The sequence below is a fragment of the Paludibacter jiangxiensis genome, from assembly GCF_001618385.1.
Lineage (GTDB): Bacteria > Bacteroidota > Bacteroidia > Bacteroidales > Paludibacteraceae > Microbacter > Microbacter jiangxiensis.
In genome coordinates, this window is sequence record NZ_BDCR01000001.1 from 1013040 (window position 1) to 1027557 (window position 14518).

Annotated in this window: 15 protein-coding genes and 1 tRNA gene; 9 read left to right on the top strand and 7 right to left on the bottom strand. The window is 40.1% G+C overall.

Features of this window, described 5'->3' with window-relative positions; all coding sequences use genetic code 11:
- Positions 1-1174 precede the first annotated feature (1174 nt).
- Both PJIAN_RS03860 and ribH read left to right on the top strand, forming a co-directional pair.
- Positions 1175-1867 (top strand): tetratricopeptide repeat protein, encoded by a 693-nt coding sequence (locus PJIAN_RS03860; protein WP_068702181.1) that lies wholly within the window; start codon positions 1175-1177, stop codon positions 1865-1867.
- 89 nt (positions 1868-1956) lie between these two features.
- Positions 1957-2445, top strand: a complete 489-nt coding sequence (ribH, locus tag PJIAN_RS03865) for a 6,7-dimethyl-8-ribityllumazine synthase (RefSeq protein WP_068702183.1) — start codon at positions 1957-1959, stop codon at positions 2443-2445.
- A gap of 54 nt (positions 2446-2499) precedes the next feature.
- Here the strand turns inward: ribH and PJIAN_RS14745 are convergent, their stop codons facing one another.
- Complete coding sequence (locus PJIAN_RS14745; RefSeq protein ID WP_084252244.1) at positions 2500-2679, bottom strand: DUF6132 family protein; 180 nt, start codon at positions 2677-2679, stop codon at positions 2500-2502.
- Positions 2680-2827: 148 nt separating this feature from the next.
- Here PJIAN_RS14745 and PJIAN_RS03870 point away from each other — a divergent pair, with 148 nt between their 5' ends.
- The 4 genes from PJIAN_RS03870 (at position 2828) to queF (ending at position 4595) form a co-directional block, all read left to right on the top strand.
- The gene (locus PJIAN_RS03870; protein WP_068702185.1) at positions 2828-3256 is read left to right on the top strand and encodes a transposase; all 429 of its coding nucleotides are present in this window, start codon (positions 2828-2830) and stop codon (positions 3254-3256) included.
- Positions 3257-3310: 54 nt separating this feature from the next.
- Positions 3311-3393, top strand: a tRNA-Tyr gene (locus PJIAN_RS03875).
- Positions 3394-3466: 73 nt separating this feature from the next.
- The gene (locus tag PJIAN_RS03880) at positions 3467-4147 is read left to right on the top strand and encodes a queuosine precursor transporter (protein ID WP_068702187.1); all 681 of its coding nucleotides are present in this window, start codon (positions 3467-3469) and stop codon (positions 4145-4147) included.
- 4 nt (positions 4148-4151) lie between these two features.
- The gene (gene queF, locus PJIAN_RS03885; protein WP_068702189.1) at positions 4152-4595 is read left to right on the top strand and encodes a preQ(1) synthase; all 444 of its coding nucleotides are present in this window, start codon (positions 4152-4154) and stop codon (positions 4593-4595) included.
- A gap of 23 nt (positions 4596-4618) precedes the next feature.
- Here queF and PJIAN_RS03890 read toward each other — a convergent pair whose 3' ends face one another.
- From PJIAN_RS03890 to gcvH, 6 genes are all read right to left on the bottom strand, one after another.
- Positions 4619-5839, bottom strand: a complete 1221-nt coding sequence (locus PJIAN_RS03890; protein WP_068702191.1) for a C45 family peptidase — start codon at positions 5837-5839, stop codon at positions 4619-4621.
- 7 nt (positions 5840-5846) lie between these two features.
- A complete protein-coding gene (locus PJIAN_RS03895) occupies positions 5847-6251 on the bottom strand; it encodes a hypothetical protein (RefSeq protein WP_068702193.1) in 405 nt (134 codons plus the stop codon).
- Positions 6217-6993, bottom strand: a complete 777-nt coding sequence (locus PJIAN_RS03900; protein ID WP_153802480.1) for a hypothetical protein — start codon at positions 6991-6993, stop codon at positions 6217-6219. Before PJIAN_RS03900 ends, PJIAN_RS03895 begins: the two co-directional genes overlap by 35 nt.
- A 26-nt stretch (positions 6994-7019) precedes the next feature.
- Positions 7020-7472: a Rieske (2Fe-2S) protein gene (locus tag PJIAN_RS03905; protein ID WP_068702197.1), complete on the bottom strand. Its 453-nt coding sequence runs from the start codon at positions 7470-7472 to the stop codon at positions 7020-7022.
- A 77-nt stretch (positions 7473-7549) separates the two neighbouring features.
- Positions 7550-9964 (bottom strand): DUF5686 family protein, encoded by a 2415-nt coding sequence (locus PJIAN_RS03910; protein WP_084252245.1) that lies wholly within the window; start codon positions 9962-9964, stop codon positions 7550-7552.
- Between the two features lie 31 nt (positions 9965-9995).
- A complete protein-coding gene (gene gcvH, locus PJIAN_RS03915; RefSeq protein WP_068702201.1) occupies positions 9996-10373 on the bottom strand; it encodes a glycine cleavage system protein GcvH in 378 nt (125 codons plus the stop codon).
- Positions 10374-10951: 578 nt separating this feature from the next.
- Between gcvH and PJIAN_RS03925 the strand changes: the two genes are divergently transcribed.
- The 3 genes from PJIAN_RS03925 to PJIAN_RS03935 all read left to right on the top strand — a co-directional run bounded on the left by PJIAN_RS03925 (position 10952) and on the right by PJIAN_RS03935 (position 14486).
- Positions 10952-11941, top strand: coding sequence for a GntR family transcriptional regulator (locus PJIAN_RS03925; RefSeq protein WP_068702205.1), 990 nt, complete (start codon positions 10952-10954; stop codon positions 11939-11941).
- 75 nt (positions 11942-12016) lie between these two features.
- On the top strand, positions 12017-12949 hold the full coding sequence (locus PJIAN_RS03930) for a dihydrodipicolinate synthase family protein (RefSeq protein ID WP_068702733.1): 933 nt from the start codon (positions 12017-12019) through the stop codon (positions 12947-12949).
- A gap of 52 nt (positions 12950-13001) precedes the next feature.
- The gene (locus PJIAN_RS03935; RefSeq protein WP_068702207.1) at positions 13002-14486 is read left to right on the top strand and encodes a DUF4992 family lipoprotein; all 1485 of its coding nucleotides are present in this window, start codon (positions 13002-13004) and stop codon (positions 14484-14486) included.
- Positions 14487-14518 lie beyond the last annotated feature (32 nt).

Sequence of the window (14518 nt, forward strand, 5' to 3'; positions counted from 1 at the left end):
TAGCCAACATGTTTCGAACCTTTGTTGATAATTCTTTTTTTTGATGGAATACAACAAGTCGCAATTAACTCATAATATATTGCAAAACAATATAAATGACGAATATGCGTCCCTCTTCATACTGTAATATATCGATTGTCGATGTATTGTCAGCAGAGACGTTTTTTGACATGAAAACTAAAGTTGTGTATGCTCCGGAATGGGCATGACATGTCAAATAGATTAAAAAAATAATGGATTTCTCTTTTTGGATTATTTAAGAAAAATACTTCAAGCGCGTTTAGCGATGAAGTAAGTTTGGAAATGAAAGGATAGTTTCACTTCCTTGAATGATTTTGTCAGCCAAAAAATGTAAGAATAATTAAATAATCTTGTTGTAAAATTACAGCCATTCAACTCAAGCGGTATCTTTCTCTCTGATTATAAATGCCTGATTATGATTTATGTTAGGCATAAAATAAGGCTGGTTCTCTTTAGATAGGACAAATATGATTGTGGTTTTTTTGAATGTTGCGTTTAATAATTACATATAAAGCAACACTTCCATTCAAAAATAATTAAATTTGATGAATATCGCAACAGCAACGCATATTTTTTGCGTTAAAATACATTTTTTGCATTGGGTTGTTATTGGATTAACCTATAATGGTATACTATCTCGGAATTTTGTTCGTTAAACTTTTGTCTTTTAATAAGCAAGGATTTATTTGTGTTTGCATAATGTAAAGATTGACAATGTGATGGTCATAAAAACATTTGTTATTTATTCGAATGAAAAATTGGATGGAGAATTCAACTTGTAGTCAATCTATCATTAATTAATATGTTAAAATCAAATCCCAAATGTAACAGGCATATCCATTTTTTTCTTTGTTGAAGCACAATTTTCAAAAAAGACAATAAAAGTGTAAATTGTAAAAAATATATTAAACAAACGCGTGGACTGTAAAGCCAGATTACTCCATTAATATAGGGTGTAGAAATCCGTTGTTCTTGGTGGGAAAGTCTTTTTTGAGACGAAGATTAGGTTTGCGAATGCCTTCTCAAAAGACAATTATGGCTATTGCTGATAGCAAAGTTGTAAAAATAGAGGATAATTCTTTTTATTTATTGCCGATAATTATGTATTTTTGCGCACCAAATAGAATTTTCATCTTATAAACATTCCATTTTTATGGCAACAAAAAAAGAAGCGCAAGAACCTGATAATCTGAAAACCGTTGAAAACGTGTTAAGTAAGTCAGAAGCTTTCATTGAAAAATACCAAAAACAAATTTTATACGGTGTCGGCGTATTCGTGTTGGTTGTATTGGCCATCCTTGCTTTCCGAAACTGGTATCTTGTTCCTAGAGAGAATAATGCCGAAACCAAGTTGGCGGCATGTCAAAATTATTTTGCTGTTGACTCGTTTAGAGTTGCTCTTAATGGAGATGGAACAGAAAACTGTATTGGTTTCAAAGGTGTGATTGACGAATATGGCATGACAAAATCGGCCAATCTTGCTAATGCATACGCTGGTGTTTGTAGCTATAAATTGAAAGATTACAATAACGCAATCAAATATCTCGAAAAATTCAGCGGAAAGGATGTTAATATTGCTCCTTCTATTACAGGTCTTATTGGTGACTGTTATGTTGAATTGGGTAAAGTCGAAGACGGGATTAAGTACTTCATGAAAGCTGCCGATTCAGAAAATGAAATGATCAGTCCTATTTATCTTAAAAAGGCAGCAATTGCATATGAAAGCAAAGGCGATTACAAAAAGGCGATAGAAGTTTACACTAAGATTAAAGATGAATATGCAAGAAGCCAGGAAGCTTCGGACATTGATCGTTATATCGCCCGTGCACAAACTTTTGTGAAATAAAACATTCTCTCCTTCCTTTACGGAGAATAAAGTATAACTGCTTCAAAATAGTTGGAGCAGTTTTTTTATAACAATTTCAAAACAATCTTATGTCAACTGCAAATCATAATCTGTCTGACTACGAAAGTGATAAACTCCCATCAGCCAGCGATATGCGTTTTGGTGTTGTAGTATCGGAGTGGAATCCGAATGTTACGGAGGGTTTATTGGAAGGTGTGCTGCAAACATTGCAGAACCAGGGCGCTGCACCTGATCAAATTGTTGTTCAGTATGTACCCGGAAGCTTTGAATTAGTTTACGGAGCTAAATTTTTAGCCGAAAATGCAAAAGTAGATGCTGTAATTGCTCTTGGGTCTGTGGTTCGTGGTGATACTCCTCATTTCGACTATGTATGCCAGGGCGTAACACACGGCATTTCTTATCTTAATGCGACGCAAACAGTGCCCATTATCTTTGGTGTTCTTACCACAGATAATATGGAGCAGGCAACCGATCGCGCAGGTGGCAGGTATGGCAACAAAGGCGATGAAGCCGCAGTTACTGCCATTAAAATGGTTGCTTTGAAGCGTGGCCTGTAAACAGACGTTTGAAGAGGAACCTGCATGCGTGTGCGGATTCCTCTTTTTTGTGGTTTATAATGTAAAAAGCAATCCTAAAATAGCTCCGTAGATCGTGGATATGTATTTATTTGACGTGATGGGGCAGCTTCCTGAGGCACACCCGATAAAGCGGTAGTATAAATATCCGATAACAGCTCCGGATACCGTTCCCAAAATGACTTTGAGAAAATGATGGGAAAGAATATTTTCCATGTTTTAATGTATTGTTTTTGCCGTTTTTCCTTGTTTCAGGCAACAAAAATAGCGAAGGAAGATGAATTATAATAATATCACCTGATAAGTTATAATAACATCACTTTTTTATTACTATTTTTGCATACTGAATAAGAATCATTATTTTATGTTGTTCAAAAAATCAATAACCCCGGAACTGGCTCAGGAATTGTTTGATGACAGCGAAAAGACGCTGCGTTTTATCGCTGATATTAAATGGGAAGAGGGATTTGTGTGCCGCAAGTGCGGAAACACCAACTATTGCGATGGTAAGTCTCCATCCTCGCGTCGTTGTACGAGGTGCAAAACAGAAGAATCTGCCACAGCGCATACTCTTTTTCATAATTGTAAATTCCCAATTAACAAGGCATTCTATATCGCATATACGGTGTGTGTCGAAGGCAAGCCTCTTTCTTCCTACTGTTATGCCGATCAGCTGAGTCTGAATCAGATGACGTGCTGGAAATTTCGCAAACGTATTGAGAACTGCCTTAGCAAGCACAAAGAGAAGGCAGAAGAATCATCGCTGCAATCAATTTTGATGACACAAGATTAGGATAGTCTTTGTTTTATTGCAAATAATTCTTATCTTTGCACCCGCTTTAAGGAAGGGCAGTTACCAGAGTGGCCAAATGGGGCAGACTGTAAATCTGCTAGCTTACGCTTACGGTGGTTCGAATCCATCACTGCCCACCTTCTTTTATTTTATGTTGCTCAATTATAAATCCGGGCACGTGTTCTTGGTAACCACGTAAAAAACAAGATTATGAAACAGAATATTTCTCCCCTTTACCTCCTTTTGACGGTGGTTTTCACCACCTGTTTGTTGATTTCCAATCTAGTTGCATCAAAAATTGTCGTTATTGCATCTGTTGCAGTACCGGTCGGTATTTTTTTATTCCCGATAACGTACATTATCAACGATGTGATTGCTGAAGTTTGGGGTTTTCGTAAAGCCAGACTGATGATTTGGCTGGCGTTTGCAATGAACTTCTTTGCGGTGCTGTTTTATCAGTTTGCCGTAGCATTGCCACCGGCTCCTTTTTGGTCGGGGCAGGATGCATTCAGTACCATATTGTCTCAAACTCCGCGTATTGCTATTGCCAGCTTGTTGGCTTTCCTGGCCGGATCGTTTCTGAATGCTTACGTGATGAGCAAGATGAAGGTGGCTATGAATGGAAATAAATTTTCCGTACGTGCAATCGCTTCTACGATGGTTGGCGAAGCTGCCGATTCTGCCATTTTCATTTCAATCGCTTTTTGTGGTATTCTTACAACTTATCAACTGGTGATGATGATGATTACTCAGGCATTACTCAAAACGTTGTATGAAATTATTATATTGCCTATAACACAGCGGGTTGTGGTGTATATAAAGAAAAAAGAACAAACAGATGTTTTCGATACTGACGTGTCGTACAGTATCTGGAAAGTCAAAGAAGTTTAGAATTATGTCATTGCATCACTTAGGAAATAAAACCAATTACCCAACCGACTACGCTCCCGAACTGTTGGAAACATTTGATAATAAACACCCCGGAAATGATTACTGGGTGCGTTTCAACTGTCCAGAGTTCACGTCATTGTGCCCGATAACAGGGCAACCGGATTTTGCTACCATAGTTATCGATTATATTCCGGCTCAAAAAATGGTGGAGAGTAAAAGCCTGAAACTTTATTTGTTCAGCTTCCGCAATCGTGGTGATTTTCATGAAGATTGCGTGAATATTATTATGAAGGATTTGATTCGGTTAATGGAACCGAAATATATTGAAGTGACCGGTCTGTTTACTCCGCGCGGAGGCATAAGCATTTATCCTTATGCCAACTACGGAATGCCGGGGACTGAGTTCGAAGAGATGGCAAAATACAGGTTGAAAAACAAAAACCTGTAAGGGCTTCCATCACTAACCAAAATCTAAAGGTATCCGGGTGTTTGAGAAAAATATTCGGATACAAATTGGTTTATCCAACGGTATAATTCGTCCATTTCCTGATAGTTTATTCCACGGCTTCTCCAGCCATTCAGGTTCGTCTCCGACCGGGAAATGATTCCTTTTTCTACTGCAGAATTCTTTTGCAGTATTCCCTTATTTTCTTTGTTGATTAAAGCCGAAAGGTTCAGGTAGTCATTGCCTTCTCCTTTTGTTATCGGGAAAAGTTGCTTCTTGAGCTGCAATGACCATTCGCAAAGCGGAGCGTTTCCGGTTTCGTTCGGGAGTAGTATTGGAGGGAAGTATCCTTTTGGGTTCATCCATACCGGTATTGCAACAGAAGTGAGGGGCGAACCGAGGATTGTCCACATGGTTGTCAGGGCAGAGGATTCCTGTTCTTTCGTCCCCTGAATAAGCACAGTTGCAGATGTTAGATGGCGGGGAATAAAATCTCTGAAAGGGACAAAAACAGGTGTCTCTCCATTAGATGGCATTGCATCATACAGGTTGGTTTTCGTGAGGCCGTGCGTGAGACAACGGGCAACTGTATGCAGGAAAAAATCGCACGAAAGCGATTGTGTTGCTGACGCCTTAGTGAAAAGCTGTTCGGCTTCCAAATAGCGACTGACTCCTTTATCCTGACTGCGGTCGCCGGAAAAGGAAAAATTGGTGCGGATGATATATCCTTTAGGCGCAATTGCCGGATCATTCACATCGTACTTCACATAACGGGAATTCCCGGTTTCAAAATAGGCGCCACCTCCTTTGGCGTCGATTACCCCAAAATTCGCTTCAACGCCCAACGGTTTGGGTAACGAGTCGAGTAAATGCTCAAAATCGCTGACTGTGGTGCATCGTTGCAGCGCCATTCTCATGAGTTTACCTTCACTGTCTTTTATGGGTGAGGGATCGTTGCTGTTAAGATTGTAGGATGCGGAGTTAATTATGGCAAATCCTGCATTGTTGTATCCTCCCCAAACGGCTTGTGACGGATCGTTGCTGTTCACCAAACCTACATAATCGAATTTCCCGTCTTTGAAGAATTCTATTTTGTTGTGCAGTTCGTCAGTGTCGCGTTGTTTGAAAAGCAGCGGGCGCCCATCGGGAGTGGCTTTGCCTGATACAATTGCGGTGGTGCAGGCGATACTTTCGTTGATTCCGGCTGCAAAAAAGAGAGCTACAAGAAAAATGATGAGTTTGTTCATTGTTCTATTATTCAGTTGGTGAATCGTTTAATAGGGCTAAGACTTTATTTTTGATTGCCTGTTGTTCCGGGTCAAAGGTTTTGGTCTTGTGTTCCCACATATTCCATACAAATATCGCCTTTTTTAACGATAAACGATCTGTGGCGGATAACGGAGCTTCGGGCAAAGTAGATGCGTAAAGCAGGTTGCCAAGATATTCGAGCAAAGAGGTGTTTTTCCCCTGAATAAAGCACTCGAAATCTTTCTCAGACATTTGTTGCAATCGGGGCAGGGTAATGTCAAAGTAGTGCAACAGTTCGGTGGATATAATCTCTTGTGCTTCCTCCTCTTTGTCGACACGCAACCGCAGAATCTTCTGAAGGACAGCACGCATTTTTTCAATTTCCCTCTCCAAGTAATCGCGACGCTCCATGGCAGGTTTCTTTAATTTTTTTGTATGAGGCTACAAAATTATCTCCTTTGTTCAGATTCTCAATAATTTGCTTTATTCCTTCGATGCCGCAAGAGTTTAGAAACTGCTTAATTTCAATCCGGGCAATGATATAGTTTTTCTTCATTAGCGGCCAGCCGCCTTTGTAGAACTGTTCCGGAGTTTCGATGTTTCGAAGATTATCGTAGTTTGTTATGTAGGTCTTCTCTAAGGCCGAATCGTTAAGAAACGAACGGTAATCGAGCTGGGAAGCAAGCCCTTCGTCAAACCATGTCGGGATTTTCCGTTTATCGAAATAGCTTAACTGTGACCAAAAATAAGAGTGGCAGAGTTCGTGACTGATAACATCAACGTTGAACCCTTCCCTGCCTATTACAGTGAATGTTCCCAGTAACAACGTGCGGCGGCTCACCGTATGAAACTGATCATTCCCTGAATACCTGCCGACTTCATTATTGTTGGCACAGAAAATTATTTTGTATTTGTGGTCGTTAATTCCCCAGAATGCAATATTCCGTTGCTCGGCCTTTTGCACTAAGGTGCTTAGGCTGTCTTGTAATGATGTAGGCAGTAAAGGGCTGAAATATACTTTATTGTCTTTTGAAATAAACCCTGATTGATTGATAAAAACGTTGCGTAAGACAAACGAGAATTGCCAGGTCACAATGACTATAATCAAAATGCAAAACATGGCAACAAACAACATAAGTTTCTTTCGACTCATAATTATCTGTTTTTTAGATTTTTCGTCTAATAAGTAACGTAAAGATAATTCCCTGACGGGTATATATGGTATTGTTTCAATTTTTCTTTTGAAGGCCCGGTTATTACCCAACCCGAACCGTCGGTTATACGGTATCTCGATCCACATTCCGGACACTTTACCGACAAATCAGTCTGGACTTCCACCCGTACGGTGTTTTTTACTTCGTATGGGCATGCTAGATCGAATGCGCAGTAGCTGTCATCAAAAGTGTGCACTAAAAGAATGCCTCCGAATCCCAATGATTCGAGGCCCGTGGACACTTTCGTGTATGTTTTTGTGGCTCCTAATGAAAGCAGTGTTGGTTCCTGTAGCAGGTTGATCTGCATGCTCACCGGCATGGGAGGGATGGATGTCTTGTTGTCGCCGCAAGATACCAGTATAAGCGCTAAAACAAGAACGCTAGCCCGGAGAGTTAATATGAAAAATTTGAAACGCATGCGAAATAGATTGAACCGTTGGGTAGATAACGTTGCGAAGGTAGAGATTATTTTTTCTTTTCCGATGGAAGGGCGTATTAAAATGCGACGTAGAATAGCACCCGCATTCCCCAGTTGTTCGCTTTGGGGTCGTTTCTGTGAGTTAATCTCCAGACCGATTGGATTCCCAGACAGCTCAATATATTATAGACACCGGCAGCGGCTTCTACATAAGGAGTGTTGAGAGTTTGGGAGCCGGAGGGTAGAGCCATTACTTCAAGGTGTTTTTTGCTGAGTCCGTTTTCAGCCACTCTGAGCGAAAACATTTCTTTGAAGTTCAGCCGTCGTATCAGCGGAATTTTCTTCAGCAGCAAACCACAGGAATAGTAGTCCACATAAAGGTTGGCATATTTATCCCCAACATATTCCAGATTGTTCATCAGGTTGAAGTTGCAATCGGAAAAAAACAATGTTTCGTTTCCTCGCGAAAAAGAGAGCAATGGGAACGGGACTTTGCCCAGTATGCAACCGGTCTCTCCGGTATAGTAAATCATTCCTCCGATAAAATCTACCGATTGTTTCACTGTCGCCTGAATTTTACCGTAGTTTCGGGTTGCCTTATTCATAGAGTATTGGCCTCCTTCAACCTGAAAATGGAAAACCGGGAAGTGGTTTGAAAGAAACCGTCTTCCGAAAAATTCGTCCCAAATCAATTGGTCGTTCGAAAGCCTGAAATCAAGTTTGCCCCCGTAATGCAAAATGCTTTGAACGGGCTCATCCTGGCTCACAAAGCTCACATACTGGTTCGAAAAATAACGGTTATCGAAGAGCGTAAGTGTTGTTTTAAATTCTCGTCTCCATTCTTTTTCATACTGAAACTTCCACGTACTTACTTCGTTTACTGCATAATTGGGTTTGAACCGCAAAAGGGTAGAGAAGAGGTTGTCGTCGCTGAGGAACACTTTTCTTTCGTTCACCAGCATAATGTCTTCGCTAAAGCCTGTTCTGTAGGCGTTTTTGCTGTATGAAAACTGCATTTGCTGGAAATTTTCCGAAGGAAACCGGTATAAGACCTGTCCTCCGAGTTTCCACGTGTGATTATCGAATGCGTACCCAAGGGTTGCTCCCACGCTAAAGTTTTTCCACAAGCTCTCTCCTGTCCTGAAACTGAAAGCTCCGGTTGGACCGTCCAGTACATTTTTATGATACAGCGAGTTAATTGGCCCAACGTCAATCTTACCGACATGAGCATACTGATACATCAAAAGATCGGTTACCCATTTCACATCACGCATAAATCGTGTTTTGTTGAGTTGTGTCACCCCCGAGTAGATAGAATCACTGGTGGGTTTACTCTCTTTTTGGCGCATAAGTGCAATTTGTTGCAAATCGCCGTCGTCGTGTTTGGGTGAAGAAAAAAGCAACTCTTTATCAATAACCCCAAGTACGGGTTTTTGATGGGGACCGACGGGAAGCGGCAGGTTTAACACCAAAAGGGTATTGATGCTGCTGTAGTCCCATTTGTCCTTATTTAGGGTAAACTGTTGTTTGATGTTGAAGGAGTGCGCAAAATTGATAGGGAGCGTTTTAGGAATGCTTGCATCGATAGTGACTAACCCGTATGTCAATGAATCTATTGTCATACTACCGGTCAGAAGTAGCGCATCTCTTTGTTTCGGACGAAAACCTATTGTGTAACATTTGCGTTTGTTGACAATACTGCTGTCTTGCAAGAAAAATGCATAATGTTTGAAAGCCTTCTTTGCGAGAGGACTCAAAAAATATTTGCCCAGTATCTCAACATGCTCTTTGTAGAAATTTTGTTGTAAGGTTAACAACAAAAGCATTTTTTCCACATATTCCTTCTCAAGCGGTAAAATGGTTATCTGATTGTTCCGTACCATGCTTTTGTCGAGCCTTACCGACGGGAAGCTGGGTTGGCGGTAGATTTTGTCGGAAATGAACAGAGGAACGGTAAACAGAGAGTCGGGAGACCATACGGAGGCTTTTCGTGCATTGACGTCGTTCATCCAATTTGGAGGCACATTATATGCGTAGGCTTTCAGTCGATCGGATACGGTGGATGGGTTACGTCCCGAAGGTGGGCTGTTGTTTGTACGTTTCAGAATTGAATTTTGAACAATTCTGTGAGAAGCAGAATCTTCGTTTACTTTCTCCAAAGGGATTGCGGCAGGCCCTATCGGAGATAACCAGACTTCAACCCCGAGAGTGGAGTTGCGCTTTATGCGAATTTGGAAAGGTTTGTATCCGTTTGCAAACACCATTAGTTTTGCAGCGGGATTGTTGGTTTTAATTAAAAAATACCCCTCATTTCCGGTAATGGTGGAAATGGAGGTATTTTTAAACTGGACGGTAGCACCGGCAACCGGCTGTTGTGTGAATCTATCAAACACCTGCCCGATAACCAGTGTTTCCTTTTGCGCGGAAACCACAAACGATAACATCGTCAGTAACGAAAAAAGAATGATTCGTCTTGCAAAAGAGGTTTCCATTTTGATGATACAATTCTATTTGGTAGAGTTGTTATCCTATCAGCGCCTGATATTTTTCTGCTGTCAGCAGTTGAGCTGTTTGTGCCGGATCAGCCACGGTAACTTTAATTATCCAGCCTTGTCCGTACGGATCGTCGTTTACCCATTCAGGATGGTCGTTCAATTCTTCATTGAACGCTTCTACTTTGGCATCAATGGGCAAAAAGAGGTCGGAAACCGTTTTTACGGCTTCAATAGATCCGAAAGTTTCACCTGCTTTGAGAGTTTCACCTGCTGTTGCTACATCTACAAAGACGATTTCGCCCAGTTCACTTTGTGCATAGTCGGTAATTCCTACGTACGCAGTTTCACCTTCGAGACGAATCCATTCGTGTTCCGCGGTGTAAAAAAGATTTTCAGGAACGTTCATAATAATTTGTAATTAAGAGTGATAAGTATTTATATGAATTTGAGTTATTGCGCGCTTGTATAATATTATGCATTTCTCTGAATGAACCACAAAAGTAATATAAAAAACGTGTATCGTATATATATTCTAAACACGAATCGGGATATTTTGACTTCATATAATCATTTTTTCTGATTATGACAATGGTTGTTTTAGGAGGAAACTTTTCTTTTGCAGGCATCCTCTTTTCGGGACAGGCAAATGTTGTTTTATATGTGTATTTATTCTTTCATTTATTTACTAATACCTTTCATTTTGTTCTTAATTCACAATAATGGGTTGTTTATTTGAAATAAAAATATTGTTTATGACAACCAATTAAAGATTTAACATTGTGTAAATAGCAGAAATACAGATATATAAATAATGTTTTCTGATTTTAGAAAACAAAATACCAAAAACATGTTGCATAACATGTTTTTTTAAGATAGAAAGCAAATAAAAGCCTCTATTTTTGTCAGCACAGTACAGTACAGTATAATATTTTTTAATGCGCTGTAATTCAAATATATAATATAAAGCATCCTAATTTTATTCAAATGTTTGAAATAGAATTCTCTCAACAGACTACTAAGGTGAAGCAGCTGGCGAATGCAATTCAGGATGCAATTACTATTGGCGAATACCCGGAAGGCAGCGCACTACCTTCAATAAACGATCTGAGTAAGACATGCCGTGTGGCACGTGATACTGTTTTCAAGGCATTTCAGACGCTAAAAGAATCCGGAGTTATAGAATCGACTCCTACCAAAGGATATTATGTTGCAACAGCGACAACCCAGATATTAGCTATGTTTGATATTTTCAGTCCGTATAAAAATGACATGTATCATGCATTGACTAATAATTTGCCGGCAAATTATAAAGTTGATCTCTATTTTCACCACTACAATAAAAAGTTTTTTGAGTCTATCATAAAAGAGAGTATTGGTAAATACAACTTATACATCATCATGAATATTTCTAACGATGTTTATTCGGATGTATTGGATGAGTTGGATAGTAACCGTGTTTTATTGCTGGACTTCGGAAAGTTCGAAAAAGATAAATATGCTTATGTTTGTCAGGGTTTTGACAAGACATTGTATGATTGCCTGATGTCGGGAGCTGAATTGTTCAGAAAGTATAAGAAGGTCACGATGGTTTTTCCGGAGAGTTCTGAACACCCCAGAAGTTGCATCCCATATTTTGAAAAATTCTGTGATGAAAACGCTTTGGAACACGCTCTGATAACACGTGAAAATATTTTGGAGTCGGACGTGAACGTACACGAAGCTTATCTCATTGTCAAACATTCTGACTTGATTGAATTTACAAAGATTTGTCGTAGCAAAGGATTTAACATGGGCACAGATATTGGTGTGGTGACCTTTAATGATGCTCCAATGCTGGAGGTTATTGAGAATGGAATCACTTCTATATCAGCCGATTTTAAGAAAATGGGGAGTCTTGCATCCGAGTTTATTCAGACTAAACAAAAAATACAAACATATATTCCTACAAAGTTGATTGTTAGAGGATCCCTCTGATTTTTTATGCAAAATAGGTGTTTACGTACACGGTAAGAAAGATTGTAGTAGTTTTTAGAAATTAATAAAATGGAAATGGAGTCACAAACAAAGACTTATAGCAAGTTGAGCGGAATTATCCCCCCGATGATTACGCCGTTATTAGGTTCGGACAAACTGGATACCATTGGAGTCCGGAATCTCGTAGAACACCTTATTAAAGGTGGTGTAAGCGGCATCTTTATTCTGGGAACCACAGGAGAAACGCAACACCTGAGTATTAAACTGAGAGAAGAGCTTATCAGAGAAACATGTCAGGCGGTGGATGGTCGTTTGCCTGTATTGGTAGGCATTACCGACACTTCGATGAGCGAAAGCCTTTATTTGGCAAATGTTGCGGCAGAATGCAAGGCCAATGCTCTTGTAGCAGCTCCTCCTTACTATTTTGCTTTGGGACAACCCGAATTGTATGAATACTATCAGGCTCTGAGCGAAAAATGCCCGTTGCCATTGTATTTGTATAACATGCCTTCTCATACAAAAGTGATGATTGAGCCGGATACTGTGAAACGCCTTTCGGAACTTCCCAATATTGTAGGGTTGAAAGATAGCTCGGCAAACGGGGTTTACTTTCATAAATTATTGCATATTATGAAGGATGATCCTGATTTTGCTTTGTTTGTGGGACCTGAAGAGATGATGGCCTCGGTAGTGCTTATGGGAGCTGATGGCGGTGTAACCGGAGGTGCAAATCTATATCCTGAATTGTTTGTTGACTTGTACAACGCTGCGGCTGCAAAAGACCTGAACAAAATTGCCGAACTGCAGGAAAAAGTAATGCAGGTAGGTGAGGCTTTGTATGGCATAGGCCGTTTCGGCTCCAGCTATATAAAGGGGCTTAAGACGGCCCTGGCACTGAAAGGCATCTGTTGCGACAGCCTTGCACAACCTTTCAATACATTCCAGATGCCTGAAAAACAAAAAGTTCAGGTGGCTTTGATGCAACTGGAAACCTTGTTAAAGAATTAATTTGATATCTAAAAATAATTGGTGAGTTTGTTTAATTTTTAAAATTTAATCTATGAAGATGAGAAGCAAAATCAGAACAGTCCTAAGTCTGATTTGTATCGGAGTCGCTCTGTCTGTTACATCATGTATAGATGGATTCAAGGATGACTTGACTTGGGCTCCCAGTGTGCAAAATGCACAGCTGGAGTCACCGGCGGCAGATCAAATCGTGGTAACTCCTAGTGCTGACGGCTCTAAACTTACAGTTAAATGGCCGGTAGTGTATGGAGCAGGAGGATACCAGTTTTCTCTTTATATTGTTGATGATCCTTCCAAACCGGTGTTAGTCGGTACAGAGAATGAAGTGATTGATGGTTGTAGTGCAGTGCGTCCTATGCAGGAAGATACACACTATAAAGTTGTTGTTAAAACGTTGGGAAATACGAAGTACAATAATAAAGAGGCAACCACTGCATCCGAAAAACTGTATGATAACCTGTTAGCTGTTACGGCAACTATCCCAAGCGGAACTAATTTGACGGATTATTTTACTGCAAATCCAATGCCCTCCAGTTCAACCGAATTGTGTTACCAGTTGGAAGCGAATGGGAATTATACTATGAGTGGTGATGTCGCTATCGGATCGCAGGTAACTTTCCGTGGAGACAAAATTCATCATGCTAAGATTACCATGACCAATGGTTCATTTGTCAATAATGGAGTTGGATTCAAAATGAAATTTATGGATATAGACTATTCCGGTTTTGCGGGAACAGCCAGCAATTCAATAATCCTTATGAGCGCCACGCCAAATCCTGCTATTCCATTGACTTCTGCCGGTTATACTGTAGTTCCGACTACAGCTCCGATTGCCATTCAGTCATGTAAGATAACAGGTCTTAAATATTACCTTTTCTACGATAACAGTAAGAAATATGGTATAGGCACTTTCCTTATTAAAGATTGTATTATCGGACAAAACACCAATACTTTCAATCAGGCTACGATCCGTTTCGGAGCAGGTATGGTAAAAGATATGACGATAACAAACAGTACCTTCTATAATGAAGTGACCGGTAATAGCAGCAATCGTATTTGCCAGATTTCTTCAGGAAATGCAGGTAGCGTGAAGCCGTTGACTGAAACCTGGGCAAATGGAAGTGTTACCATAACCAACTCTACATTCTACCATTGCGCAGAAGGTGCCCAATCCTTTAACTCGAATGGTGCTATGGGTCAGGTTGGCGATAAAATCACCATACAAAAATGTGTTATAGTCAATTCAGCAGAGAATGCTACTACTTCGGGTAGTAATGGCTTCGTAAGACGTTTCCGCAGGGGAAGTGCCAGCGCTACATTTACAGGTGGCGGAAACTCATATTGGTACAACGGTGTCTTCCCGATAGGAGAAGTACAGGGAACAACTTGTGATACCAGTGGTGATTATATTCAAACCGATCCAAAACTGACTTACCAGGGTAATGGAGTATTTACTATGGCCGGTGCAGATCAGATTGCACGTGGTTCCGGTGATCCACGCTGGTTACCTACTCATTAATATAAAGAATATAAACGTTTAAAATATAGCAA

Coding starts and splice junctions, on each gene's coding strand:
- PJIAN_RS03860 (WP_068702181.1), top strand. CDS start 1,175: ATGGCAACAAAAAAAGAAGCGCAAGAACCTGATAATCTGAAAACCGTT.
- ribH (WP_068702183.1), top strand. CDS start 1,957: ATGTCAACTGCAAATCATAATCTGTCTGACTACGAAAGTGATAAACTC.
- PJIAN_RS14745 (WP_084252244.1), bottom strand. CDS start 2,679: ATGGAAAATATTCTTTCCCATCATTTTCTCAAAGTCATTTTGGGAACG.
- PJIAN_RS03870 (WP_068702185.1), top strand. CDS start 2,828: ATGTTGTTCAAAAAATCAATAACCCCGGAACTGGCTCAGGAATTGTTT.
- PJIAN_RS03880 (WP_068702187.1), top strand. CDS start 3,467: ATGAAACAGAATATTTCTCCCCTTTACCTCCTTTTGACGGTGGTTTTC.
- queF (WP_068702189.1), top strand. CDS start 4,152: ATGTCATTGCATCACTTAGGAAATAAAACCAATTACCCAACCGACTAC.
- PJIAN_RS03890 (WP_068702191.1), bottom strand. CDS start 5,839: ATGAACAAACTCATCATTTTTCTTGTAGCTCTCTTTTTTGCAGCCGGA.
- PJIAN_RS03895 (WP_068702193.1), bottom strand. CDS start 6,251: ATGGAGCGTCGCGATTACTTGGAGAGGGAAATTGAAAAAATGCGTGCT.
- PJIAN_RS03900 (WP_153802480.1), bottom strand. CDS start 6,993: ATGAGTCGAAAGAAACTTATGTTGTTTGTTGCCATGTTTTGCATTTTG.
- PJIAN_RS03905 (WP_068702197.1), bottom strand. CDS start 7,472: ATGCGTTTCAAATTTTTCATATTAACTCTCCGGGCTAGCGTTCTTGTT.
- PJIAN_RS03910 (WP_084252245.1), bottom strand. CDS start 9,964: ATGGAAACCTCTTTTGCAAGACGAATCATTCTTTTTTCGTTACTGACG.
- gcvH (WP_068702201.1), bottom strand. CDS start 10,373: ATGAACGTTCCTGAAAATCTTTTTTACACCGCGGAACACGAATGGATT.
- PJIAN_RS03925 (WP_068702205.1), top strand. CDS start 10,952: ATGTTTGAAATAGAATTCTCTCAACAGACTACTAAGGTGAAGCAGCTG.
- PJIAN_RS03930 (WP_068702733.1), top strand. CDS start 12,017: ATGGAGTCACAAACAAAGACTTATAGCAAGTTGAGCGGAATTATCCCC.
- PJIAN_RS03935 (WP_068702207.1), top strand. CDS start 13,002: ATGAAGATGAGAAGCAAAATCAGAACAGTCCTAAGTCTGATTTGTATC.